Here is a 21,418-nt window from a genome sequence, read left to right as displayed (position 1 = left end):
CCGGGACGGACGGCCGACCACTGCCGGACGGCACGCCGGCCACCGCGACGGGCAAGACCGACCCCGCTGACGGTGCCGACCCCGCTGACGGTGCCGAGCCCACTGACGGTGCCGAGCCGACTGGCGGTGCCGACCCAGTTGACGGGAGCGAGCCCACTGGCGGGGCGGAGCCGACTGACGGGGCCGAGTGCGCTGCGCCGACGGAGCCGGACCCGCACACCGTGTCGGGGAAACCGGACCTGCCCGCCGCGCCGACCGAATCTCCCGCGCCGACCGAGGCGCCAACGTCGCCCGCGCCGACAGAATCGCCCGCTCCGGCTGCTCCGCCCGCGCCGAGCGAGTCGCCCGCTCTGCCCGCTCCGGCCGCGTCGCCCCAGCCTGCCGAGGCGCCAACGTCGCCCGCTCCGGCCGCTCCGAGCGAGGCGGCCGCGTCGCCCGTGCCGGCTGTTCCGGCCGCGCCGGCTGCCGCTTCCGGCGTACCGGCGGCTCTTGGCGCATCGGGGGTTCCGGCGGCGACCGGGCCCGTCCCGGCGGCGGTGGGTCCCGGGCGGTCGTCCCGGCCGCTCGGGGCGGCGCTGGCGGCGGTCGTGCTGCTGCTGGCCTGTGGCCTGCCCGCGGCGTTGCTGACCGGGCTGGTGCGGGCCGGCGACCCGCCCGCCCCGGGGCCGTCCGCCGCCGCACCCGACGACCCCGCCGCCGCGGCCGCCCGCCGGCTCGGTGAGCGCATGACGGCGGAACTGGCCCGGCAGTCCGCCGCCCTGCTCGGCGGGGACCGCGCCGGGTTCCTGGCGGTCGCGGAGCCGGCCGCGCACCCGGACCTGCGCCGGCGGTACGCCGCGCTGCGCGCGCTGCGGGTGACCGCCTGGCAGGCCGGCGCGACCGGCCTGCCCACCCCGGTCGAGGGCCGGCCCGGCGAGTGGCGGTTGCTGGTCGAGTTCCGCTACTGCTTCGTCACGCCGGATTGCCGCACCAGCCGGGTGCTGACCGGCACCCGCTGGCGCGAGGGGGAGCGGCCCCGGCTGCTCGCCGTGGAACCGTCCCGGTCCGCCGAGACCGGCACCCGGCCCTGGGAGGTCAGCGAGCTGGCCGTGGCCGTCGGCCCGCGTACGCTCGTGGCCACCACTCCCGCCCTGCGCAGGAAGCTGCCCGGCCTGCTCGCCCAGGCGGAGGCCGCCGCCCGGATCGCCGACACGTACGCCGTGGACGGCCGCACGCCGGACCGGTACCGGATCTTCTACGCCGGCCGGGGCGAGTGGCGGCGCTGGTACGGCGGTGGCCGGCCGAAGTGGACGGGCGGGTACGCGGTCACGGTCGGCGGCGGCCACCACGAGGTGGTGCTGAACGCCGACGGGCTCGCCGCCAGCGGGGTGGACGACCTGCTCCGGCACGAGCTGACCCACGCCGCGTCCCTGCCCGAGCGGGGCTACCCGGGAAAGGGCACCTGGTGGCTGGTGGAAGGGCTGGCCGAGTACGCGGGCGCCGACGGCGAGCCGATCGACCGGTACGCCGGGCTGGCCGAGGTGCGGCGCCTGCTCGGCGGCGGCTGGGACGGCCGGCTCGACAGCCTCAGCCCGGCCGACGACGCCCCGGCCGACCGGGTCAGCGGCAGCTACGGCATCTCCTACCTGGCGGTCCGGCATCTGGTCGACCGGTTCGGCCCGGAGCGGCTGCTCGCCTTCTTCGCGGCCGTGGTGCACGAGCGCACGCCGCTGGACCGGGCGGCCGAGCGGGTCCTCGGCGAACCCTGGTCCGCCCTGCACGACGAGTGCGTCCGACACGTCCGCGCCGTGGTCGGCTGACGGATCCGAGCGGCGCCGTGGTCCCCGAGGGCGCCGTCCGGGGTGGTCGCGGCATTCATGATCGACCGCTGTCGGGCCGCGCGGGCCGACCTGACACACTGGTGCCCGCTCCCAGCGCGGAGCCCCGGTCCGCGTCCGGAAGCGGCCCGGGGCACCCGCCCGGTGGCTCCGGTGGCGCCGCCGGAGCCACCGGGCGCCTTCCGCTCGGCGGGCGGCCCCCCGATCCGATCGTCGCGGGGTGGGTGGCGCCCGAGGTGCCGGGCGGCGGTTCGACCGCCTGGGGACCGGGCGGCACGGGGACGGCATCGTCCGGACGAGGACCGACCGGACGCCGGGCGCAACAGGTTCGACAACGAACCGACCGGTCGGGTGGACACCGGCGAGAATCATGATCAGTTGTACGAAGGGATCGCGCCGGTCACAGCCGTCCCGCTACCGTACTGGTAACACGCGCGTCGCCGGTCCGGGCGGGACGAACCCGTCCGGTGGCACGCGCCGGGCATGGGATTGGTCGGTGAGCCATGGCCGGGTCGCAGTCCGACGGACGGCTGTCGGAGGTCAAGTTCCTCACCGTCGCCGAGGTGGCGACGGTGATGCGGGTGTCGAAGATGACGGTCTACCGCCTGGTGCACAGCGGTGAGCTCACCGCGGTGCGGGTCGGCCGGTCGTTCCGGGTGCCCGAACACGCGGTGCACGAATACCTGCGGGGCGCCTTTCAGGAGACCGCCTGACCCTTCCGCGGACCGCCCCTCGAGCACGACGTAACGGGCATCGACGGGGGCGCGTTGGTCCTGCTGACGCTCTCCGGCTACCCTGGACCCCGACCGTGACCGCAGGTGCGCCCTGCCGCTTACCCCGCTGGTCCGGTCCGTTGTCCGCAAGCGGTCGCCGACGCCACATTGTGGCGTCATCCGGTCGCCCCGCACGTTGCATCGAAAGGCTTTCGTATGGGCTCGGTGGTCAAGAAGCGCCGCAAGCGCATGGCTAAGAAGAAGCACCGCAAGCTGCTGCGCAAGACCCGCGTCCAGCGTCGCCGTCTCGGCAAGTGACCGGGGCCGGGTTCCGGCCCGGCTCCCGTCGTCACTTGCCAACTGTCGACCCCCGGAGGCTCAGGTGATCACGCCGCGGATGTCCCGGCTCGATCCCACCTGCCGGGGAAGGTGCGCGACATGACCCCCGGTGGCACCCCAGGTGCCCCGGGGGTAGTCGTCGTCACCGGGGTGAGCCGCTACCTCGGCGCGCACGTCGCCGCCCGGCTCGCCGCCGACCCCCGCATCGAGCGGGTCATCGGCGTGGACCAGCCCGAGCCCGGCGCCGAGTTCGCCGACCTGCTCGACCGGGTCGAGCGCGTCCGCATCGACCCCGGCTCGCTCGGCGGCCTCCTCGCCGACCTCGACGTCGACGCGGTGGTCCACCTCGCCCTGGTCACCTCGCCGGACCCGCAGCACGGCGGTCGCTCGGCGATGAAGGACCAGAACGTCATCGGCACGATGCAGCTCCTCGCCGCCTGCCAGCGCGCCCCCCGCCTGCGCAAGCTCGTGGTCCGCTCCTCGACGGCCGCCTACGGGGCGTCCTTCCGCGACCCGGCCGTCTTCACCGAGGAGACCGAGCCGCGCGAGGTGCCGCGCGGGGGATACGGCCGCGACATCCTCGACATCGAGGGGTACGTCCGCGGCTTCCGCCGCCGCCGGCCCGACGTCACCGCGACCGTGCTGCGCTTCGCGCCGTTCATCGGCTCGACGGCCGACACCACCCTCACCCGCTACTTCTCCCGGCCGGTGGTGCCCACCGTGTTCGGGCGTGACCCCCGGTTGCAGTTCCTGCACTTCGACGACGCGCTGGAGGTGCTGCACCGGTCGATCGTCGAGGACCATCCGGGGACGTACAACGTGGCCGGGCCCGGGGTGCTCTCCCTGTCGCAGGCGATCCGCCGGGCCGGCCGGGTCGCCGTGCCGGTGCTGGAGCCCGGCCTCTCCAGCGCCGCCGCGATCGCCCGCAACCTCGGCTTCGGCCGCTACGGCCTGGACCAGGTCGACCTCTTCGTGCACGGGCGGGTCGTCGACACCAGCCGGCTGGAGCGGGAGTACGGCTTCACGCCCCGCTCCACCGCCGCCGCCTTTGACGACTTCATCCGCGCCCACTACGGCGGGGTCGTGGTGCACCGGGACCAGCTGGCCGTCGCGGAGCAGCTCGTGCTGGACGGGATCCGGCAGGTCCGGGCGGCCGTGCGGGAGGGCTCGTGACCGGGCCGGAGGAGCGGCGCGACGGCCGCTACGACGTACCGCTGACCGTGGCCGCACCGGACGCGGAGCCGGCGCGGGCCAACGGACACCACCCCGCCACGCCCGACGAGCCCGACACGGCCGCCACCGACGAGGCGGTCGCGGACCACGCGCCGGCCGCCGTCGACGCGCCCGACACCGGGGCCACCGACGCGCCGGCCACCGCCGTGGCGGACCGGGCGCCGGGCGCCGCGGGTCCGAACGGGCCGGCGGTGCCGGACCAACCCGGCGACCACTGGGACCGCAAGGTCGCCAGGGGCCTGGCGTTCCTGCGGCGGCGGCTCTCCGGCGAATACGAGGTCGACGAGTTCGGCTTCGATCCGGAGATCACCGAGGCGGTCTTCCACCCGCTGCTGCGGATGCTCTACCGGGACTGGTTCCGCACCGAGGTCACCGGCCTGGAGCACGTGCCCGCCGAGGGCGCCGGCCTGGTGGTCGGCAACCACTCCGGCACCGTGGCGCTGGACGCGCTGATCCTTTCGGCCGCGCTGCACGACCAGCACCCGGCCCGCCGCTACCTGCGGCTGCTCGGTGCCGACCTGGTCTTCCGGATGCCGGTGGTCTCCGAGATCGCCCGCAAGACCGGCGGGACGGTCGCCTGCAACCCGGACGCCGAGCGGCTGCTCGGCAACGGCGAGCTGGTCGGCGTCTTCCCCGAGGGCTTCAAGGGCATCGGCAAGCTCTACTCCGAGCGCTACAAGCTGCAACGCTTCGGCCGGGGCGGGTTCGTCTCGGCGGCGCTGCGCACCGGCACCCCGATCGTGCCGGTCGCCATCGTCGGCGGCGAGGAGATCTATCCGATGCTCGCCGACATCAAGCCCCTGGCGCGCCTGCTCAAGCTGCCCTACTTCCCGGTCACGCCGACCTTCCCCCTGCTGGGGCCGCTCGGCATGGTGCCGCTGCCGAGCAAGTGGCTGATCGAGTTCTGCCCGCCGATCCCCACCGCCCACCTGACGGACTCCGCCGACGACCCGCTGGTCGTGTTCAACCTCGCCGACCAGGTGCGGGAGACCATCCAGCAGACCCTGCACCAGCTGCTGGAGCGGCGTCCGGACCCGTTCGGCCCCTAGGGGCGCGGGCGGGCGGTGTCGTCAGCCGTCGCGGCGGCGACGGTGCAGCGCCAGCCCGGCGCCGACCGCCCCGGCGACCAGGCCGGCCGCCGCGGTGGACGGCACGGCGATCTTGACGGCGCGGCGGCCGGTGCGGAAGTCGCGGACGTCCCAGCCGCGCTGCCGGGCCTCCTTGAACAGGGCGGCGTCCGGGTTCACCGCCACCCCCCGGCCCACCATGGAGAGCATCGGCAGGTCGTTGCACGAGTCGCTGTAGGCGGTGCAGCGGCGCAGGTCCAGCCCTTCGACCGCGGCGAGCTGGCTGACCGCCTCCGCCTTGGCCGGGCCGTGCATCAGGTCGCCGACCAGCCGCCCGGTGTACGCGCCGTCGACGATCTCGGCGACCGTGCCCACCGCTCCGGTCAGGCCCAGCCGCGCGGCGATCACCCGGCCGATCTCCACCGGCGCGGCGCTGACCAGCCAGACCCGCTCGCCGGCGTCCAGGTGCCGCTGGGCCAGCTGGCGGGTGCCGGCCCAGATCCGGGGCGCCATCAGCTCGTCGAAGATCTCCTCCGCGAGGCGCTCCACGTCGTCCACCCGCCAGCCCTCGACGAAGGCGAGGGCGGCCTCCTTGGCCTGCGACATGTCTCCGGCGTGCTCGGTGGCGAGCAACCGGAACCGCAGCTGCTGCCAGGCGAACCGGGCCAGGTCGGTGGTGGTGAAGTAGTTGCGCGCGGCGAGGCCCCGGGCGAACCAGTAGATCGACGCGCCCCGCATCATCGTGTTGTCGACGTCGAAGAAGGCCGCCGCGGTCGGATCGGGCTCCGGGGGGGCCAGGGGCGCGAGGTCGGTCTCCGCCCAGCCGGCGGTGTGACCGTGGGAGTCGGTGCTGACGGTCACCTTGCGGCTGCGGGCCACGCGACCTCCCTCCGCTCGACCGGCGCGTCGTGTGCCTCCGGCGAGGGTAGCCGGGTGCGGGTGACGGACGGCCGCCCGAGGGGTGAACTGTGGCGCGGACGTCCCTGCCGGATTCGGCCGAGGTGGTCAGCGGTCGCCGGGGCAGGTGGCCGGGGCCGGGCCGAGGGCGTCGCTGCCGGCGGGTGCGGGCAGGCCGCAGGCGATCGCCGCGCGCAGCGCGTCGGAGCGCTTGCGGACCGCGTCGAGCAGGGCGAGGGAGCGGCGGGTCCGGTCGCGCTCGGCCCGGCTGGCGTCGTCGAGGAGCCCGCCGACCGCCCGGCGCTGGCCGGTGAGGAAGGAGTTGACCGCGTCCAGCGCCGCCGGGTCGGAGCGCTGCGTCGCGGCGGTGGTCAGCAGGCGTACGCCCTGGCGGGTGTCGGCGTCCATGTCGTCCAGCACCGCGCTGAAGCCGTCCTCGTCGCCGCGCAGGGCGGCCGCCTCGGCGAGCCGGGTGCGGGCGAAGTCCAGGAACAGCTGGCCCCGGCTGACGTCCGAGCTGGCCAGCGCGAGCTGGGCGCGTTCGGTGGAGCGCTTCATGCCGTACAGCGCGTCGCCGGGGACGGCGTTCTCGCTGGCGGCCGAGATGCCCGAGAGGGCGACGGCACCGGCCGCGATGCCGACCAGGACGGCGCCGCGGGCGCGGGCCCGGCGGGCGGTCACCGCCGGCAGCAGCCGGTTGCGGCCGGCGTCGGCGGTGGCGCGCCGGGACGACGGCTCGGCCGGGGCGCCGATGCCCTCGCGCTCGGCCGTGGCCAGCAGCATGGCCCGCAGTCCGGTGCGGAACTCCGGGTCCACCTCCACGGCGGGCGGGGCCGCGGCCAGCCGCTGACCCACCGCGACGAGCCCGGCCAACTGGTCGTCGGCCCGGGACCGGACGTGGTGTCGCCGGCCGCCGTTGGCCTCGTCGAGAAGCTGCGCGAAGCGCTCCGCGCGCCGACGGGAGAAGAGGTTGCTGTCCACCGCGGGCACCTCCTCTCGCTGGTCGCGGCCGGTCGGCCGCTGTCGTCGACAGCGACCGGTGACGGCGTGACACCACGGACGAAGGTCGTGGCCGGCCGCACTGCCGGACCTCGGGGGCCCGGGGAATGCCGGGGCTACCACCGGTCGCACCCGGAGAAACGGTCCGGACCGGACATGGGTTACGGGGCCGGCGGAGGCGAAATCACGGAAAGTGATCGCCGTCACGGGGTCACCACGCCACTGGCCTGCGCGTACATCGATCGATGCACGGCAGTCTCCTGCACGGGACTACGGTTGGAAGCCGTCCGGCAGCAGTCGGGCCAGCGCGCGCACCGCGCGGTACTGGAGCGCCTTGATCGCGCCCTCGTTCTTGCCCATCGCGCGGGCCGTCTCGGCCACGGAGAAGCCCTGCAGGAAGCGGAGCACGATGCACTCCTGCTGCTCCGGGTTGAGCTGCTTGACGGCGCTGAGCAGGGCCACGTTGGTGATGTGCTCGACGACCGCTGCCTCCGGGCTGCCCTCCGGGCCCCGGTCCTCGCGGTCGGCGTCCAGCACGTCCCCGGTGGTGACCTCCAGCCGGTAGCGGCCGGACTTGAAGTGGTCCGCCACCAGGTTCCGGGCGATCGTGACCAGCCAGGCGCCCAGGTCGCGCCCCTGCCAGGTGAAGCTGCCGATCCGTTTGAGGGCGCGCAGGAAGGTGTCGGAGGTGAGGTCCTCGGCGAGCTGGCGGTTGCCCACCCGGAAGTAGACGAACCGGAACACGGTGTCGACGTACCGGTCGTAGATCAGCCCGAACGCCTCGGACTCGCCGGCCTGGGCCCGCTCGACCAGCCCCCAGACCTCGGTGGCCGGGTCGGACGGGTCCGGGCGGCTGGGGAAACCCGTCGAGGTGTTGACCGGCGCGGCGGGGGCCGGCGCGGCGGCGGCCGGCACGGCCGGGAGCACCGCCGTCTCCGCGCCCGACTCGTCGGGCGCCTTGGCGGGCTCCGTGGTGCGGCGGCCCTGCGCCGGCATGGTGGGCCGGGCGGGGACCGCGACCCGGCCGCCGGCCGGCTTCGCGTTGCCGCCCGGTGTCGCGGTGCGGGGCGGCGGCTCGTTCTGGTGCGGCCGGCTGCGGGTCCGGCTCGACGCGCCCTCCTCCCGGACGGCGAGGCTGCCCGTGTCGTCCAGCGGGCCGCGGGCGGCGGGCCGTTCGTTGACCGCGCCGCGGATCGCCGGGTTGGTCAGGCCGGCCGGCCGCTCCGCGTATCCGAAGGTGGTCACCGCGCCGCCTCCGTCCCACCGGCCGACCACGCCGTTCGACGCGTCGCCGTAGTGGCCCGGCCGGCACGGCCGGGCAGGGCTGGCTCGGGGTGTGCCGACGGGCGGCAGATCCCCTTGAGGTGCTGGTCCAATGCGCTCACAGGCACGGGGGCCTCCTCGGGCTGAGGGGTGTCGACTCACGGCAAATGGGGTGAGCCGACCCGAGTGATGATAGGGCCAACGTCACCCACGCGTGGCAAGTCCGTTACACAGGGCGGAAGTATTTCCCGCTGCGTCGCACACCTGGCGGACCGGTTGTCCGTCGTGTGCGGTTGACTTTCGGATTCCGGCGTGGACGCGAATGTAATTCCAGGTCAGCATGCGCGTCGCGGTGCCGGGGCGGGGCGGCGTCGCGGGTGTCGGGTCAGGACCGTCCGGCACACCGGGTACGTCCGGCGTGTCCTGTGGACGGGACCGGTTCCGTCCCGTCCACGCGCGCCCGTGGTCCCGTGCGCGGGACTCTCCGGGTCGCCGATCCCGCCGGCCGGCGATGTCCACGTCGGCCCTCCGCGGGCATGGCCCACAGGCCCCGCGCTGTGCCAGACTCAGCCACCGTGCAGGACGCAACCGACAGCCCAGCCTCGACCCTCGTCGAGCGGCTCCACCGGGCCGCCGCCGCCCACGGCGACCGACCCGCGCTGCACTGGCGCGAGCGGACCATGACCTGGTCCGAACTGGACGCCTCGGTGACGGCCACGGCCCACGCCCTGGCGGCCCTGACCGGGCCGCCCGCCGGGCCCCGCCCGGCGTCGGGCACCACCGCCACCGACCGGCACCCGCCCCGGATCGCCGTCGCGCTCGGCAACTCGCCGGACTTCGTGGTCAGCTGTCTGGCCGCGCTGCGCGCCGGGCTGGTCGCGGTGCCGGTCAACCCCGGCCTCACCGCCCCCGAGCTGCGGCACGTGCTGGCCGACTCCGGCGCCTCCGTGCTGATCGGCACCGAGCGGGTGCGCGACCTGGCCGCCAGCGTCGCCGGGGACCTGCCCGCGCCCCTCGCCGTGCACACGGCACCGCCGGTGGCCGACGCCGGCCACCCGTTCCCCGAGCGGGGCGGCGACGACCTGGCGCTGCTGCTCTACACGTCCGGCACCGAGGGGCGGCCGAAGGGCGCGATGCTGACGCACCGGGCGCTGGCGGCCAACCACGAGCAGGTCGGCCGCATCGACCCGGCCGTCGTCGGGCCGGACGACACCGTGCTGCTGGCGCTGCCGCTGTTCCACGCGTACGGGCTGAACGCGGGGCTCGGCGCGGTCGTCCACCATGGCGCGACCGGCGTGCTCGTCGACGCCCTGGGCCCCGACGCGGGGCTGGCCGAGATCGCCCGGCACCGGGTCACCGTGCTGGTCGGCGTACCGTCGATGGTGGCCGCTTGGTCCACGGCGGACGCCGCCGCCCTCGCTGCGGCGATGGCGTCGGTCCGGGTCGTGGTCTGCGGCGCGGCGCCGCTGGAGCCGGCCGTCGCGGCGCGCTTCGCCGAGGTCGCCGGTCGCCCGGTGCACGTCGGGTACGGGCTGACCGAGACCGCGCCGGTGCTGACCTCCACCCTGGTCGGCGGGGAGCCGAAGGCCGGCTCGATCGGCCGCCCGCTGCCCGGCGTCGAGCTGCGCCTGGTCGGCACGGACGGGGCCGACCTGTGGCGCGACGGCGTGGCCGAGCCGGACGACGACTCCGACGCCGACGAGCTGGACCTCTCCGACGTCACGCCGGGCACCGACCCGGGCCAGGTCGTGGTGCGCGGGGCAAACGTCTTCACCGGCTACTGGCCGGACGGCCGGGGCGGCCCGGACGCCGACGGCTGGTGGGCCACCGGCGACGTGGCGTACGCCGACTCCGACGGCGACCTCTTCCTGGTGGACCGGATCGGCGAGCTGATCCTGGTCAACGGCTTCAACGTGTACCCGCACGAGGTCGAGCTGGTGCTCTCCGCGCACCCGGGGGTGGCCGAGTCGGCGGTACTGGGTGTGTCGCACCCGCGGACCGGCGAGACTGTGCGGGCGTACGTGGTGCCGGCGCCGGGGCGTCCGGTGACCGGTGCGGAACTGCTCGCCCACTGCGCCCGCAACCTGGCCCGGTTCAAGTGCCCGACCGCCGTCGAGTTCGTCGACGAGTTGCCGCACTCGGTGATCGGCAAGGTGCGCAAGACCCTGCTCCGGCCGGCGTCGACCCCGGCGGCCCCGGTGCCGTCCCCGGCGGCGTCGCCGGAGACCCGCCCGCCGGCCCCGGCCGGCACCAGCACGACGGAGGAGAGCGATGCGTGAGCCCCGACTCACCCTGATCACCCGCCCCGGCTGCCACCTCTGCGACGAGGCGAAGGCGGCGCTGGACCGGGTGGTGGCGGTCACCGGGGACCGGTGGACCGAGAAGGACGTCACCGATGACATCGAGCTGGAACGCGAGTACGGCGACCGGCTGCCCGTGGTGCTGCTCGACGGCAAGGAGCACGGCTACTGGCGGGTGGAGGAGGAGCGGCTGCTGCGCGACCTGACCACGCCGCAGCTGTAGCGCCAGGCGTTAGGGTGCTCCGATGACCCCTGCGCGTCGCCACCTGGTGTGGGACTGGAACGGCACCCTGCTCAACGACCTGAGCCTGGTGGTCGCCTCCACCAACGTCGCCTTCGCCAGCGTCGGCGGGCCCGCCGTGACCGCCGACGAGCACCGGGTGCGGTTCCGCCGGCCGATCGCCGACTACTACGCCGAGGTGCTCGGCCGGGCGGTCGACGACGACGCGTTCGGCCGGCTGGACCGAATCTTCCACGACGCGTACCGCACCGGGCTGACGACCTGTGCGCTGGCGCACGACGCCACCGACGCGATGGCGGTCTGGCCGGGCAGCCAGTCCCTGCTGTCCATGTGGTTCCACGAGGAGCTGGTGCCGACCGTGCACACGTACGGCCTCACCGGGCGCTTCGTCCGGGTGGACGGGCTGCGGGCGAGCGTCGGCGGGGACCGCAAGGCCGAGTCCCTGCGGGGGCACCTGACGGAGCTGGGCGTCGACGGCCGGGACGTGGTGCTGATCGGGGACTCCGTCGACGACGCCGACGCCGCCGAGGCGGTGGGGGGCCGCGCCGTCCTCTACACCGGCGGGTTCACCGACCCGGCGCGGCTGCGCGCCTCCGGCCACCCGGTCGCCGACACCCTCAGCGAGGCCGTACGCCTGGCGGCCACGCTGCCCTGACCGGGCCGGTGGTCAGTTGCGTAGGTAGGCCAGCACGGCCAGGACGCGGCGGTGCTGCTCCGTGTCGGGCGGGAGCTGGAGCTTGGTGAAGATGTTCCGGACGTGCTTCTCGACGGCGCCGTCGGTGACCACCAGGGTCTTCGCGATCGCCGTGTTGGAGCGGCCCTCGGCCATCAACGCGAGCACCTCGCGTTCGCGCGGGGTGAGCTCGCGCAGCGGGTCGTCACGCCGGCGCCGGGCGAAGAGTTGGCCGACCACCTCGGGGTCGAGCACCGTCCCGCCGGCGGCCACCCGGTCCAGCGCGTCGAGGAACTCGTCGATCGCGGCCACCCGGTCCTTGAGCAGGTAGCCGATCCCGCCCCCGCCGCCGCCGGTGGTGGCGAGCAGGTCGTCGGCGTACGACACCTCGACGTACTGGGAGAGGACCAGGATCGGGGTGCGGGGCACCAGCCGACGGGCCTCCACCGCCGCGCGCAGCCCCTCGTCGGTGTGCGACGGCGGCATCCGGACGTCGACGATCGAGACGTCCGGCCGGTGGGCCTCCACCGCCACCACCAGCGCCTCGCCGTCGGCCACGGCGGCCACCACCTCGTGCCCGCGCTCGGTGAGCAGCCGTACCAGCCCCTCCCGGAGCAGCACCGCGTCGTCCGCGATCACGATCCGCATGTCCTGTTGTCTACCACGTACGGCTCACAGCGGAAGCTCCGCGCGGATCTTGGTGGGCCCGCCGGCCGGGCTGACCACGGAGAGCCGGCCGCCGGCGGCGCGGACCCGGTCGGCGATGCCGACCAGCCCGTGCCCCTTCGCCAGGTGCGCGCCGCCCTGTCCGTCGTCGTCGACGTCGACCTCCAGCCGCCCGTCGTGCCGGGCCACGGTGACCTGGCACTCGGTCGCCCGGCTGTGCTTGGCGACGTTGGTCAGCGCCTCCGACACCACGAAGTAGGCGGTGCTCTCCACCGCCGGGTCCAGCCGACCGTCCGGGCTGGCCAGCTCCGGGTCCACCCGCAGCTCGATCGGGATCAGGCCGCGCCCGGCCAGCGCGGCCAGGGCGCTGGGCAGCCCCCGGTCGACCAGGATCGGCGGCGCGATGCCCCGGGACAGGGCACGCAGCTCGGCGAGCGTCTCCCGGGTCTGGGTGACCGCCTCGTCCAGGGTGCGGCCGGCGGCCGCCGGGTCGGTGGCGAGCTGCTGGCGGGCCCGGCTGAGATCCATCGCGAGCCGGACCAGGCGCTGCTGCGGGCCGTCGTGGATGTCCCGCTCCAGCCGGCGCAGCGCGCTCGCCTCGGCGGAGACGGCGGCCCGCTTCTGCTCCTCCAGCACGGTGATCCGGTTGCGCATCTCGGCCACGCCGGTGAGCAGGGCCCGGCCGAAGCTGGCCTGGAGCAGCGCGCAGCCCCGGGCCACGATCGGCAGGGTGATCAGGAAGAACACCCCGATCGCGGTGTGCAGCCCGATCCGGGCGACGGTCGAGTCGCCCAGGCCGAGGAGCTGGGGGAGGCCGACGTCCTCCGGGTCGCCGTGCGGCAGCGCCCAGTCGTACGCCCAGTAGAGGGTGCCGGCGACGGCGCCGGCCCACCAGACCAGCGTGACCACGAAGGTGACGATGGCCACGATCAGCTTGAGGATGCCGTGCGCCAGGTCGAGCCACGACTGCGCGTCCCCCATCGGCACGAAGATCCGTCGCCAGGCGCTCGCCCCGGGCTCGGGGAGCCGGTACTGGGGGCGGATCCGGGCCTGGTGCAGCACGGCGGGGAGGCGGAGCCGCTCGATGTCGGCGAGGCCCCGGGCGGCGTAGAGGGTGCCGCTGAGGATCGGCAGGCCGATCACCGTCACGACCAGCCCGAGCCCGGCCGCCAGGCCGACCAGCAGGACGACGAAGCTGGCCAGGGCCAGCGGGAGTCCCAGCAGCACGTAGCCGGAGTCCAGCAGGAGCTGTCGGGAGATGGTCGGCGCCGGGACGGGCTGGTCGGCGGCGACGGGTACGGCGGTCATGCCACGAGGCTAGGCAGCGCGGGGGGACCGACCCATCCCGTCGGCCCTTCTCTCCGGCGTAGGGCTGGCCCTACCGTGACCGGATCGTGGGCGAACCGTGGGCCGCCGTGACCGGAACGTGGGCGAGCCATGGTCGCGCCATTGGTCAGAGAAGTCGTAATTGAGCAATAATCGGCGCGGCCGGCACCATCGGCGTCGCCCGGAGGTCGGGCGGCGGCCGGAGGCGGTCGCCGGATCGATCTTGCGGAATGGAGGGGCTGGTGAAGCCGCGTCGCGAGCTTTCAAGATCGCGATTTGTGCACGCCTTCACAAGCGCCTACTCTGTAGTTCCGACGCGCCCTGCTAGCACAGCCGGCAATCTCGGTCGCCAGCGGGGATCCCGAAACGGCCGGCCGCTGGAGCTGGCCGAGGATCGCACCGCACGGAGTCTCATGAGTCAGCACCGTCACCCTGGCGCGCCCGGCCGCGCCGGTGCCGTACCGGCGCTCCCGGATCTGCCGGAGGCGACCGTCGCGCGGCTCCCGGAATACCTCCGTGCCCTGCACAACCTCGCCGAAACCGGCCACGAGACCGTGTCCAGCGAGGGGCTGGCCAGTGCCGCCGGCGTGAACTCCGCGAAACTCCGCAAGGACCTCTCGCACCTCGGCTCGTACGGCACCCGTGGCGTCGGCTACGACGTGGCGCTGCTGATCGAGCAGATCGAGTTCGTGCTCGGGCTCACCCAGCGGCGGGCCGTCGCCCTGGTCGGCGTGGGTAATCTCGGTCACGCCCTCGCCGGCTACGACGGCTTCGCCAGCCGCGGCTTCCGGATCGCCGCCCTCTTCGACGCCGACCCCGGCCGGATCGGCGAGGAGATCAACGGGCTGGTCGTCCGGCACATCGACGAGCTGCCCCGGGTCGCGGTCGAGGAGGCCATCGCCATCGGCGTGATCGCCACCCCCGCCCCGGCCGCCCAGGCGGTGGCGGACCAGCTCGTGGCCGTGGGTGTGACGAGCATCCTGAACTTCGCCCCGTGCGTACTCTCGGTCCCGGAGGGGGTCGACGTGCGCAAGGTCGACCTCGCCATCGAGCTGCAGATCCTGTCCTTCCACGAGCACCGCAAGGCATCACTGACCGCGCTCCCCGCCACCGGTGGGTCCGCCCTCACCGCCCTGCCCGGGGGGCTCGCCGTCACCGACCCGCAGGAGGCGATCGGCACGTGAAACTGCTCGTCGTCGGCGCGTCCTACCGCACCGCTCCCGTCGCCACGCTGGAGCAGCTCGCGGTCGGCCCCGCGGACCTCACCCGCACCCTGGACCGCCTGGTCGCCCAGCCGTACGTGACCGAGGCCGTGCTCGTCTCCACCTGCAACCGGGTGGAGGTCTACGCCGCCGTGTCCGGTTTCCACGGCGGCCTCGGCGACATCTGCGCGGTGCTGGCCGAGCAGGCCGGCTGCCAGCCCGCCGCGCTCGCCAACCACCTCTACGTGCACTTCGACGCCGCCGCCGTGGACCACGTCTTCCGGGTCGCCGCCGGGCTCGACTCGATGGTGGTCGGCGAGGCGCAGATCCTCGGCCAGCTCCGGGACGCCTACCATTCCGCGACCGGGGCCGACACCGCCGGCCGGCTGCTGCACGAGCTGATGCAGCAGGCGCTGCGGGTCGGCAAGCGGGCCCACGCGGAGACCGGGATCGACCGGGCCGGCCAGAGCGTGGTGACCGCAGCGCTGGACCTGGCCGCCGGGCACCTCGACGGCGACCTCGCGGGCCGTCCCGCCCTGGTGGTCGGCGCGGGCGCGATGGGGTCGCTGGGCGTCGCCACGCTGTCCCGGCTGGGCGCCGGGCCGCTCACCGTCACCAACCGGGGCGCCGACCGGGCCGTCCGGCTGGCCGAGGCGTACGGGGCCAGCGCGTCACCCATGGCGGAGCTGACCACCGTTCTCTCCACAGTGGACATCGTAGTGGCCGCCACCGCGGCCGCCGAAGCGGTCCTCACCCGTGAGGTGGTGACCCGGGCGCTCGCCGCGCGCGACCCCGGCCGGGGGCCGCTGGTCCTGCTCGACCTGGCCGTGCCGCGCGACGTGGAGGCCGGCGTCGCCGAGCTGCCCGGCGTCGAGGTGATCGACATCGACCGGATGGCGGCGCTGCTCGCCGACGGCCCCGCCGCCGCCGACGCCGCCGCCGTCGAGCGGATCGTGGTCGGCGAGGTCGACGCCTTCCTCACCTGGCTGCGCGGCGCCGACGTGGCGCCCACGGTGGCCGCCCTGCGTGGCCGCGCCGACGACGTGGTCGGCGCCGAGCTGCGCCGGCTCGCCCAGCGCCGCCCGGACCTCACCGACGACCAGCGTGCCGAGGTGGCCCGGACCGTGCACCGGGTGGTGCAGCGGCTGCTGCACCAGCCGACCGTGCGGGTCCGCCAGCTCGCTGCCGAGCCCGGCGGCGACCAGTACGCGGCCCTGCTGCGCGAGCTGTTCGATCTCCAGGTGCCGCAGACGTCCCCGGTCGACGGCGTTCCCGACATCGTGGCCGGCGACGCCGCGCCGCCGTTCGGCCTCGCCGACGTGCCGCCGCCCTTCGGCCTCGCCGACATTCCGCCGCCCGTCGGTCACGCCGACATCCCGCCGTCGACGGGCTCCGCCGACGTCCCGCCCATCGGAGGTGAGCGATGAGCACGCCCCTGCGCCTCGGTACCCGGGGCAGCAAGCTGGCGATGGCCCAGTCCGGCCACGTCGCCGAGGCCCTGACCGCCGCCACCGGCCGGCCCGTCGAGCTGGTCGAGGTGGTCACCGCCGGCGACCGCTCGTCCGCGCCGGTGCACCGGCTGGGCGTCGGCGTCTTCGTCTCCGCCCTGCGCGACGCGCTGACCGCCGGCACCATCGACTTCGCGGTGCACTCCTACAAGGACCTGCCCACCGCGGCGGCGGCCGGGCTGCACATCGCGGCGGTGCCGACCCGGCAGGACCCGCGGGACGCGCTGGTCGCCCGGGACGGCCGGACGCTCACCGAGCTGCCCTCCGGCGCGACCGTGGGCACGGGCGCGCTGCGCCGCATCGCCCAGCTGCACGCCCTCGGGATGCAGCTGGAGGTCACCCCGATCCGCGGCAACATCGACAGCCGCGTCGCGCGGGTGCTCGGCCCGGAGGCCGACCTCGACGCGGTCGTCCTGGCCCGGGCCGGGCTGGCCCGGATCGGGCGGACCGACGTGATCACGGAGACGCTCGACCCGATGCTGATGCTGCCCGCGCCCGCCCAGGGCGCGCTGGCGGTGGAGTGCCGGGCCGACGACACGGACCTGGTCGAGCTGCTCGCCGTGCTCGACCACGCACCGTCCCACGCCGCGGTCACCGCGGAACGGGCGCTGCTGGCCACCCTGGAGGCCGGATGCTCCGCACCGGTCGCCGCCTACGCCGTCGTCGCCGAAGGCGAGCCAACCGGCTCGGGTGCCGAGGGCGATGTCGTCCAGGAGATCTATCTGCGCGGGGCGGTGATCAGTCCGGACGGCACGAGAGACCTCCGGCTGTCCCGCACCGGAACGCTCGCCGACGCGGCGGAGATCGGCAAGGCACTCGCCGCCGAACTCCTCGACCTCGGCGCCGACTCGATCCTCGGCCACGATGGACACGCCGGCCCGGGGACCCAGCAATTTGGGAGCACAGAATGACCCGCACCCGTAAGCCCGTAGGCCGCATCGCCTTCGTCGGGGCCGGTCCCGGCGACCCGGGCCTGCTGACCCGCCGGGCGCACGACGCCCTGGTCGACGCCGACCAGGTGGTGTACGACCGGGGAGTCCCCGAGTCGCTGCTCAACGCCGTGCGTGCCCAGGCCAGGGAGGACGCCCAGTTCACTCCGGCGGAGGGCGCGCCGGGTGACGTGGCGAAGGTGCTGATCTCGGCGGCCCGTTCCGGGCTGAACGCGGTGCATCTGGTCGCCGGCGACCCGTTCGGCCACGATTCGGTCGTCAAGGAGGTGCAGGCGGTCGCGCGGACCGCCGCGCACTTCGAGGTGGTTCCCGGCGTCGGCCAGGCCGAGGGGGTGGCGACCTACGCGGGCGTGCCGCTGCCGGGCGTACGGACGGCGGCCGACGTCGAGGACGTCAGCACGCTGGACTTCGACGCGCTGGCCGCGGCCGTCGGCCGGGGCTCGCTGGCCCTGGCCGTGGACGCCGGTGACCTCGCCGCGATCCGCGACGGGCTGCTCGCCGCCGGGGTGGAGGGCACCACCGGCGTCGGGGTGACCGGGGACGGCACCGGCGAGACGCAGTACACCACCACCTCGACCGTCGACTCGTTCGTCGCGGCGGCCCTCGGCTTCACCGGCCGGGTGGTGCTCACCGTCGGCGAGGGCGTCGGGCAGCGGGACAAGCTGAGCTGGTGGGAGAACCGGCCGCTGTACGGCTGGAAGGTCCTCGTGCCCCGCACCAAGGAGCAGGCCGGCGTGATGAGCGCGCGGCTGCGCGCGTACGGGGCCATCCCCTGCGAGGTGCCGACCATCGCGGTCGAGCCGCCGCGCACCCCCGCCCAGATGGAGCGGGCGGTCAAGGGCCTGGTCGACGGCCGGTACGCCTGGGTGATCTTCACCTCCGTCAACGCGGTCCGCGCGGTCTGGGAGAAGTTCGCCGAGCACGGCCTGGACGCCCGGCACTTCGGCGGCGTCAAGATCGCCTGCATCGGGGAGGCGACCGCCGACGCCGTGCGCGCGTTCGGCATCCAGCCTGAGCTGATCCCGTCCGGGGAGCAGTCCTCCGAAGGGCTGCTGGCCGAGTTCTCGCCGCACGACGAGATCCTCGACCCGGTCGGCCGGGTGCTGCTGCCGCGCGCCGACATCGCCACCGAGACCCTCGCCGCCGGGCTCACCGAGCGCGGCTGGGAGGTCGACGACGTGACCGCCTACCGGACGGTCCGGGCCGCCCCGCCGCCCGCCGAGATCCGGGACGCGATCAAGTCGGGTGGCTTCGACGCGGTGCTCTTCACGTCCAGCTCGACAGTGCGCAATCTGGTGGGTATCGCGGGGAAGCCGCACGCCCGTACCGTCGTTGCAGTGATCGGGCCCAAGACGGCGGAGACCGCGACGGAGTTCGGCCTGCGGGTCGACGTCCAGCCGCCGCACGCCTCGGTGCCCGATCTGGTGGAGGCGCTCGCCGCCTACGCCGTCGAGTTGCGCGAGAAGCTCGCCGCCATGCCGGCGAAGCAGCGCCGCGGCTCGAAGGTGCAGGGGCCGACCGCACTGAGGTTCCGGTAGTCGTAGCAGGAGGTCCGTGATGCCGTACCCCGAGATCCGGCCCCGCCGGCTGCGCCGCAACGCGGCCGTCCGACGGCTGGTGTCCGAGACCCGCGTCGACCCGGCCGAGCTGGTCGTGCCGATGTTCGTCAAGGAGGGGCTGACGGAGCCGCGGGCGATCGCGTCGCTCCCGGGGGTGCTCCAGCACTCCCGGGACTCGCTCCGCAAGGCCGCCGCCGAGGCGGTCCAGGCGGGCGTCGGCGGCATCATGCTCTTCGGCGTGCCGGAGCGGCGGGACCCCACCGGGTCCGGCGGGATCGACCCGAACGGCATCCTCAACGTCGCGATCCGCGACGTCGTCGCCGAGGTGGGCGACGCCACGGTGGTGATGAGCGACCTGTGCCTGGACGAGTTCACCTCGCACGGGCACTGCGGCCTGCTCACCCCCGACGGCGGCGTCGACAACGACGCCACGCTGGAGGCGTACGCCGAGATGGCCGTCGCCCAGGCCGCCGCCGGGGTCGGTGTGGTCGGGCCGTCCGGGATGATGGACGGCCAGGTCGGCGTCGTACGCCGCGCGCTCGACGCCGCGGGCCACCAGGACGTGGCCGTGCTGGCGTACGCCGTCAAGTACGCCTCGGCCTTCTTCGGCCCGTTCCGGGACGCGGTGGAGTCGGCCCTGGAGGGCGACCGCCGCGCCTACCAGCAGGACCCGGCCAACCTGCGGGAGTCGCTGCGCGAGGTCGAGCTGGACATCGCCGAGGGCGCCGACATGGTGATGGTCAAGCCCGCCCTGCCGTACCTCGACGTGGTGTCGGCGATCCGCGCGGCGGTGGACGTCCCGGTCGCCGCCTACCAGGTCTCCGGCGAGTACGCGATGGTCGAGGCGGCCGCCGCGAACGGCTGGATCGACCGGGAGCGGGCGATGATGGAGTCGCTCACCTCGATCCGTCGGGCCGGCGCCCAGATCATCCTCACCTACTGGGCGGTCGAGGCCGCCCAACTCCTCCGCCAGCGCTACTGACCCGGCCCGCGCGATTCGGCCCGTGGCTGGCCGGCGCGATCCGGCCCGTGGCTGGCTCGTCGCGTTGGCTGGCCCGCGCGACCCGGCTCGCGGTCGCGACCCGGCCTGCGCCCTTGGCTGGCCTATGGCCTCGGCTGGCCCACGGCCTGTCGTTGCTGCCCTCGACAACGGGACGTGTCTCCACCGGGCTTCGGCCTGACCGGCAGGGTTTGGCCGCCCCGGGGCAGACTGGGCCGGGCCTGACTGGCCAGGGTCCGACCCGCCGCCCCATCCCTCCGTCACCCGTCAGGGATGCCCACACCGGAATCCGCGCCTGCCCTCCTCGCCCCAGATCGATTCGCTGGTGCTGGTGCTGCTGTCCGGTGTCCCTGCCGCTGCCCGCGCCGGTGTTGTGCGTCCTTGGCAGTTGAAGGGTGCCGGTGCTGCGGTAGCCGGCGCTGAATCGGCTGCCCGCTTCACACGTCCGCAACGGTTCGACGTCAGTGACGCTGAGTATTCAAACCGTGGTCCGGACGCCACTGTCCTTCGGACGCTTTGCTCTGCACCCACATACGCACCAGCAACCCTGAGTGCCTGTTGCGTATGAGGATGCAGAGCAAAGGGCGCACGGGGGGTGGTTGCTCCCGAGGGCGGCACTCGATGAATGTGCTGGTCGCGGCGCTGTCGTCGCCACCAGCGGTGGCAGAGTCTTCGCCAGCGTCGGGGAGGTCGTTACTCATCGTAGTAATTGGCGAAGGCGCCGGGTCGGTTGCTCAGCGTTACCGTGCGAGTGGAATGCGTCCGGGGTGGGACGGCGGGATCCGTCGGCGGTTTTCCACAGGCGGCCGCGTTGTCCACAGGCGGAGCGGGTGGGATTGCGGGAGGGGCACCGCCGCCAGGATCGTGACGGGATGACCGACCGTCCCGCTGAACCGGAAAGTGACCGGTCCCCGGAGTCCGACCGCATGCCAAGCGCCGACCGGCCGCCGGGCCCCGACCAACTGCCAAGCCCTGACGGACTGCCGGGCACCGCAGGGATGCCGGAGTCCGCCGGGATATCGGGCGGCGCCGGGATGTCGGGCTCCGCCGAACTGTCGGGCTCCGCCGAACTGTCGGGCTCCGCAGCGATGTCGGGTTTCGGCCAGCCGGTGGGCTCGCGCGAGCCGTCCGTGATGCTGACCGAGCCGTTCGACACTCCGTGGCCGGCCGCGGGCATCGTCCGGGCGGTCCGGCGGTACGCCAGCCTCAGCCAGCGGGAGCTGGCCCGGTGGGCGGGGGTGAACCATTCCACCGTCGGGCGGATCGAGGCGGGCCGGCTGGTGCCGAGCATCCTGCTCCTGCGCCGCATCCTCGGAGTCGCCGGGTTCCGGCTGGCCGTCGTCGATGAGTTCGGTCGGGTGCTGAAGCCGATGCGGGACTGGCAGGACACCCGGGACGGGGCGGGGCGTCGCTACCCCTCGCACCTGGACACCATTCTCGATCCGGAGCCCGGCGAGTGGTGGGCGGACATCTACGGGCTGGCCCGCCCGCCGGAGACGTTCTACCGCGACCGCAGGGTCCGCGACGCCATGCGGCGGCGCAGCCAGTGGGAGGTGCGGGTGGCGAAGTACCGCAGCGTGCCCCCGCCGCCGCGCGTACCCCCATCGCCGCGGGTGCCCGACCCGCGTTTCCCGTGGTGACGCGGACGGCCCGCCGCCAGGGGGC

At 74.7% G+C, this 21,418-nt stretch carries 19 protein-coding genes and 1 pseudogene; 15 read left to right on the top strand and 5 right to left on the bottom strand.

Annotated elements, in window-relative coordinates:
- Window positions 1–536: 536 nt before the first annotated feature.
- The 6 genes and pseudogenes from AB0G08_RS04715 to AB0G08_RS04690 all read left to right on the top strand — a co-directional run bounded on the left by AB0G08_RS04715 (window position 537) and on the right by AB0G08_RS04690 (window position 5,151).
- Window positions 537–1,799 (top strand): hypothetical protein, encoded by a 1,263-nt coding sequence (locus tag AB0G08_RS04715; RefSeq protein WP_358083092.1) that lies wholly within the window; start codon window positions 537–539, stop codon window positions 1,797–1,799.
- A gap of 56 nt (window positions 1,800–1,855) precedes the next feature.
- Window positions 1,856–1,996: pseudogene (locus AB0G08_RS04710) on the top strand (ABC transporter ATP-binding protein); the annotation flags it as partial.
- Between the two features lie 324 nt (window positions 1,997–2,320).
- A complete protein-coding gene (locus tag AB0G08_RS04705) occupies window positions 2,321–2,530 on the top strand; it encodes a helix-turn-helix domain-containing protein (RefSeq protein ID WP_007465625.1) in 210 nt (69 codons plus the stop codon).
- A gap of 216 nt (window positions 2,531–2,746) precedes the next feature.
- A complete protein-coding gene (locus AB0G08_RS04700) occupies window positions 2,747–2,848 on the top strand; it encodes an AURKAIP1/COX24 domain-containing protein (RefSeq protein ID WP_007465623.1) in 102 nt (33 codons plus the stop codon).
- A 120-nt stretch (window positions 2,849–2,968) separates the two neighbouring features.
- On the top strand, window positions 2,969–4,042 hold the full coding sequence (locus AB0G08_RS04695) for an NAD-dependent epimerase/dehydratase family protein (protein WP_358083088.1): 1,074 nt from the start codon (window positions 2,969–2,971) through the stop codon (window positions 4,040–4,042).
- Between the two features lie 206 nt (window positions 4,043–4,248).
- The gene (locus tag AB0G08_RS04690; protein ID WP_358083566.1) at window positions 4,249–5,151 is read left to right on the top strand and encodes a lysophospholipid acyltransferase family protein; all 903 of its coding nucleotides are present in this window, start codon (window positions 4,249–4,251) and stop codon (window positions 5,149–5,151) included.
- 21 nt (window positions 5,152–5,172) lie between these two features.
- On the opposite strand, the gene AB0G08_RS04685 is transcribed toward AB0G08_RS04690, so the two are convergent.
- The 3 genes from AB0G08_RS04685 to AB0G08_RS04675 form a co-directional block, all read right to left on the bottom strand.
- Window positions 5,173–6,048, bottom strand: a complete 876-nt coding sequence (locus AB0G08_RS04685; protein ID WP_358083085.1) for an HAD-IB family hydrolase — start codon at window positions 6,046–6,048, stop codon at window positions 5,173–5,175.
- Between the two features lie 126 nt (window positions 6,049–6,174).
- Window positions 6,175–7,047: a DUF5667 domain-containing protein gene (locus AB0G08_RS04680; RefSeq protein ID WP_358083082.1), complete on the bottom strand. Its 873-nt coding sequence runs from the start codon at window positions 7,045–7,047 to the stop codon at window positions 6,175–6,177.
- A gap of 288 nt (window positions 7,048–7,335) precedes the next feature.
- The gene (locus AB0G08_RS04675; RefSeq protein WP_358083079.1) at window positions 7,336–8,310 is read right to left on the bottom strand and encodes an ECF subfamily RNA polymerase sigma factor, BldN family; all 975 of its coding nucleotides are present in this window, start codon (window positions 8,308–8,310) and stop codon (window positions 7,336–7,338) included.
- A 554-nt stretch (window positions 8,311–8,864) separates the two neighbouring features.
- Between AB0G08_RS04675 and AB0G08_RS04670 the strand changes: the two genes are divergently transcribed.
- From AB0G08_RS04670 to AB0G08_RS04660, 3 genes are read left to right on the top strand one after another with little or no spacing between them, the layout of a single operon-like run.
- The gene (locus AB0G08_RS04670; protein ID WP_358083076.1) at window positions 8,865–10,607 is read left to right on the top strand and encodes an AMP-binding protein; all 1,743 of its coding nucleotides are present in this window, start codon (window positions 8,865–8,867) and stop codon (window positions 10,605–10,607) included.
- Window positions 10,600–10,851 carry a glutaredoxin family protein gene (locus AB0G08_RS04665; protein ID WP_357877900.1) on the top strand — a complete coding sequence of 84 codons (252 nt, stop codon included), beginning with the start codon at window positions 10,600–10,602 and terminating at the stop codon, window positions 10,849–10,851. Before AB0G08_RS04670 ends, AB0G08_RS04665 begins: the two co-directional genes overlap by 8 nt.
- 22 nt (window positions 10,852–10,873) lie before the next feature.
- On the top strand, window positions 10,874–11,524 hold the full coding sequence (locus AB0G08_RS04660) for an HAD hydrolase-like protein (protein WP_358083074.1): 651 nt from the start codon (window positions 10,874–10,876) through the stop codon (window positions 11,522–11,524).
- 12 nt (window positions 11,525–11,536) lie between these two features.
- On the opposite strand, the gene AB0G08_RS04655 is transcribed toward AB0G08_RS04660, so the two are convergent.
- Together AB0G08_RS04655 and AB0G08_RS04650 are read right to left on the bottom strand one after the other, a co-directional pair.
- Window positions 11,537–12,190: a response regulator transcription factor gene (locus tag AB0G08_RS04655; protein ID WP_357877906.1), complete on the bottom strand. Its 654-nt coding sequence runs from the start codon at window positions 12,188–12,190 to the stop codon at window positions 11,537–11,539.
- Window positions 12,191–12,214: 24 nt separating this feature from the next.
- Entirely contained in the window at window positions 12,215–13,516 is a 1,302-nt protein-coding gene (locus AB0G08_RS04650) for a sensor histidine kinase (protein ID WP_358083070.1), read from the bottom strand.
- Between the two features lie 431 nt (window positions 13,517–13,947).
- Between AB0G08_RS04650 and AB0G08_RS04645 the strand changes: the two genes are divergently transcribed.
- From AB0G08_RS04645 to AB0G08_RS04620, 6 genes are all read left to right on the top strand, one after another.
- Window positions 13,948–14,718, top strand: coding sequence for a redox-sensing transcriptional repressor Rex (locus AB0G08_RS04645; RefSeq protein ID WP_358083067.1), 771 nt, complete (start codon window positions 13,948–13,950; stop codon window positions 14,716–14,718).
- On the top strand, window positions 14,715–16,163 hold the full coding sequence (locus AB0G08_RS04640) for a glutamyl-tRNA reductase (RefSeq protein WP_358083064.1): 1,449 nt from the start codon (window positions 14,715–14,717) through the stop codon (window positions 16,161–16,163). The genes AB0G08_RS04645 and AB0G08_RS04640 overlap by 4 nt, the downstream gene beginning before the upstream one ends.
- Complete coding sequence (gene hemC / locus AB0G08_RS04635; RefSeq protein WP_358083061.1) at window positions 16,160–17,155, top strand: hydroxymethylbilane synthase; 996 nt, start codon at window positions 16,160–16,162, stop codon at window positions 17,153–17,155. The genes AB0G08_RS04640 and hemC overlap by 4 nt, the downstream gene beginning before the upstream one ends.
- Window positions 17,152–18,732 (top strand): uroporphyrinogen-III synthase, encoded by a 1,581-nt coding sequence (locus AB0G08_RS04630; RefSeq protein ID WP_358083058.1) that lies wholly within the window; start codon window positions 17,152–17,154, stop codon window positions 18,730–18,732. The genes hemC and AB0G08_RS04630 overlap by 4 nt, the downstream gene beginning before the upstream one ends.
- Window positions 18,733–18,751: 19 nt before the next feature.
- Window positions 18,752–19,735 (top strand): porphobilinogen synthase, encoded by a 984-nt coding sequence (hemB, locus tag AB0G08_RS04625; RefSeq protein WP_358083055.1) that lies wholly within the window; start codon window positions 18,752–18,754, stop codon window positions 19,733–19,735.
- 1,052 nt (window positions 19,736–20,787) lie between these two features.
- Complete coding sequence (locus AB0G08_RS04620) at window positions 20,788–21,393, top strand: helix-turn-helix transcriptional regulator (protein WP_358083051.1); 606 nt, start codon at window positions 20,788–20,790, stop codon at window positions 21,391–21,393.
- Window positions 21,394–21,418 lie beyond the last annotated feature (25 nt).

The sequence above is a fragment of the Micromonospora sp. NPDC023644 genome (genome assembly GCF_040640115.1).
Classification (GTDB): Bacteria; Actinomycetota; Actinomycetes; order Mycobacteriales; family Micromonosporaceae; genus Micromonospora.
This window is presented reverse-complemented; position numbering and strand designations above follow the sequence as displayed.